This is a genomic window from Pseudomonas sp. CGJS7 (genome assembly GCF_036961695.1).
In genome coordinates, this window is record NZ_JBAMDI010000278.1 from 1 (window position 1) to 2592 (window position 2592).

Genomic DNA, 2592 nt, shown 5'->3' on the forward strand with positions numbered 1-2592 from the left:
TCGCGCTTAGTGCGATTCGCGCACGCTCTTGCGCTTGTCCGCCGGCGCGCGCGGCGGTTGCAGCAACGACGCCGGCAGCTTGCGCAATTCCTCGGCCAGCTGCAGCAGGAAGTCGGACATCGCCGAACTGCGCCGCCACAGCATGCCGATCTGCCGATGCGGCGGCTCGCCGCTGAAACGCAGCAGGTGGATGTCGGGCGAGGGCGGCACCGGCGGCTGCACCGCCAGCATCGGCAGCAGGGTGATGCCGACGCCGGCGGCGACCATCTGCCGCAGCGTTTCCAGGCTGGTGGCGCGGAAGCCGTCGCGTTCGTCGGCGCCGGCCAGGCGGCAGACGTCGAGCGCTTGTTCGCGCAGGCAGTGGCCTTCTTCGAGCAGCAGCAGGTGTTGATCGTCCAGGTCGTGCAAGTCCAGCGAGTCGCGGCCGGCCATCGGGTGCTGCTGCGGCACGGCGAGCAGGAACGGTTCGTCGAACAAGGGTTCGACGTGCAACTGGTCGTCGTGGATCGGCAGCGCCAACAGGCCCGCGTCGAGGCGGCCGTCGCGCAGGCGGGTCAGGATCTGGTCGGTCTTTTCCTCCACCAGCAGCAACTCCAGGCGCGGGAAGCGCTTGCGCAGCCCGGGCACCACGTGCGGCAGCAGGTACGGGCCCAAGGTCGGGAACAGGCCCAGGCGCACGGTGCCGGCTTCCGGGTCCTGGCTGCGGCGGGCGATCTCGCTCATCTGTTCGACGTCGGCGATGACCTTGCGCGCGCGCTCGGCGATGTCGCGCCCGACCGGCGTCAGCATCACCCGGCGCGGCGCGCGTTCGACCAACGACACGCCTAGTTCATCCTCGAGCTTCTTGATCTGGGTCGAAAGCGTCGGCTGGCTCACGAAACTGGCGGCGGCGGCGCGGCCGAAGTGCTTGTGATCGGCCAGGGCGACCAGATATTTGAGATCGCGAAGGTTCATGGATGGCTGTCAATTGAGGATGGCTATCGCCATAATAGGAACAATTCATTTCTTTTATCAATTGCTGTAATGCAACATATGCGGCATAGGTTGTGCTCATCGGCCGTACCCACCCCTTCCAACCCCCTCCCATCCTTCCTAAGGAGTCATCCGCATGCTTTCGATCGGCGAAAAGTTCCCGAAATTCAAGGTCAAGGCCACCGTCGGTATCGAGAACCTCGATAGCGCGTTCGCCGACATCGACAACGACACCTACAAGGGCAAGTGGCTGTTGGTGTTCTTCTACCCGAAGGACTTCACCTTCGTCTGCCCGACCGAGATCAAGGGCTTCGGCGATCTGAACCAGCAGTTCCTCGACCGCGACTGCCAGGTGCTGGCCGCCTCGACCGACAGCGAGTTCGTCCACCTGGCGTGGCGCAAGGATCACAAGGATCTGCGCGACCTGCCGTTCCCCATGCTGGCCGACATCAAGAAAGACCTGACCTCGGCGCTGGGCATCCTGACCGAAGACGGCGTCGCTCAGCGCGCCACCTTCCTGGTCGATCCGGAAGGCATCATCCGCTTCGTCTACGTCACCGACGGTTCGGTCGGCCGCAACCCGCAGGAAGTCCTGCGCGTGCTCGACGCGCTGCAGACCGACGAGCTGTGCCCGTGCAACTGGAGCCAGGGCGAGAGCACCCTCAAGGTCGCCTGATCCGTCTCCACGGATCATCGACCGGGAGCGATCTCCCGCGGAGCCGGATTCCGTGACCCGGCTCCCCCCTGGTTCTCCTGCGCTGCCGGTCTAGGCCGTCAGCGCAGACTTTTCGGCAACACCCGCATGCGGCCGGCTCCCCCCGGCCTCCCTCCCTCCCGTGCGGGATGCCCGCGGCCGGGGTTCGCCCCGGTCGTTCTTCTTCCCCCCGCGATTTCTTCGTCGATCCCAGCCAGCCGTGCGCATGCGCACGCCCGCCAGGCGAGGACGCGTGTCCGTCGTTGGACGGACCTTTCAGCAGACTTCAGGAGCCTTCGATGAGCCTTTCCGATCTTCGCAATTCGCTGCCCGACTACGCCAAAGACCTCAAGCTCAACCTCGACAGCGTGCTCAGCGACGCCGGCTCGCAGGGCCTGGACGCCAAGCAGATCCGCGCGGTGGCGCTGGCCTGCGCGATCGCTTCGCGCTACAAGCCGTTCGCCGCGGCGATTGAGGAATTCGCCGCCGAGAAGCTGTCGCCGGAAGAAATCGCCGGCGCCAAGGCCGCGGCCGCGGTGATGGCGATGAACAACATCTATTACCGCGCCACCCACCTGATCCAGAACGAAGAATACGGTCAGCTGCGCGCCGGTTTGCGCATGAACATCATGGCCAACCCCGGCATCGACAAGATGACCTTCGAACTGGCCTCGCTGGCGGTGTCGGCGATCAACGGTTGCGGCGCTTGCATGGACTCGCACGAGAAGGTGCTGCGCAAGCACGAGATCAGCGCGCAGGGCGTGCAGAGCGCGCTCAAGATCGGCGCGGTGGTGCATGCGGTGGCGGTGACGCTCGAACAGGCCTGAGCGACGCGCGAAACGTTGGATGGTGGCAGGGATCGCCGGCGGCAACGCCGGCGATCTTTTTTTTCGAGGATCCGTCAGTCGGTTCACTGCCTGTAGGAG

General features: G+C 65.4%; 3 protein-coding genes. 2 read left to right on the forward strand and 1 reads right to left on the reverse strand.

Annotated features, from left to right (window positions below; genetic code table 11):
- Positions 1-6: 6 nt before the first annotated feature.
- Positions 7-954 carry a LysR substrate-binding domain-containing protein gene (locus V7787_RS52625; protein ID WP_336095431.1) on the reverse strand — a complete coding sequence of 316 codons (948 nt, stop codon included), beginning with the start codon at positions 952-954 and terminating at the stop codon, positions 7-9.
- Between the two features lie 154 nt (positions 955-1108).
- On the opposite strand from V7787_RS52625, the gene V7787_RS52630 reads away from it, so the two are divergent.
- Together V7787_RS52630 and V7787_RS52635 are read left to right on the forward strand one after the other, a co-directional pair.
- Positions 1109-1648: a peroxiredoxin gene (locus V7787_RS52630; protein WP_336095432.1), complete on the forward strand. Its 540-nt coding sequence runs from the start codon at positions 1109-1111 to the stop codon at positions 1646-1648.
- A 317-nt stretch (positions 1649-1965) separates the two neighbouring features.
- Positions 1966-2493, forward strand: a complete 528-nt coding sequence (locus V7787_RS52635) for a carboxymuconolactone decarboxylase family protein (protein ID WP_336095433.1) — start codon at positions 1966-1968, stop codon at positions 2491-2493.
- Positions 2494-2592 lie beyond the last annotated feature (99 nt).

Excerpts from the sequence above, each read along its gene's own strand:
- V7787_RS52625 (WP_336095431.1), bottom strand. The coding sequence starts at position 954 with ATGAACCTTCGCGATCTCAAATATCTGGTCGCCCTGGCCGATCACAAG.
- V7787_RS52635 (WP_336095433.1), top strand. The coding sequence starts at position 1,966 with ATGAGCCTTTCCGATCTTCGCAATTCGCTGCCCGACTACGCCAAAGAC.
- V7787_RS52630 (WP_336095432.1), top strand. The coding sequence starts at position 1,109 with ATGCTTTCGATCGGCGAAAAGTTCCCGAAATTCAAGGTCAAGGCCACC.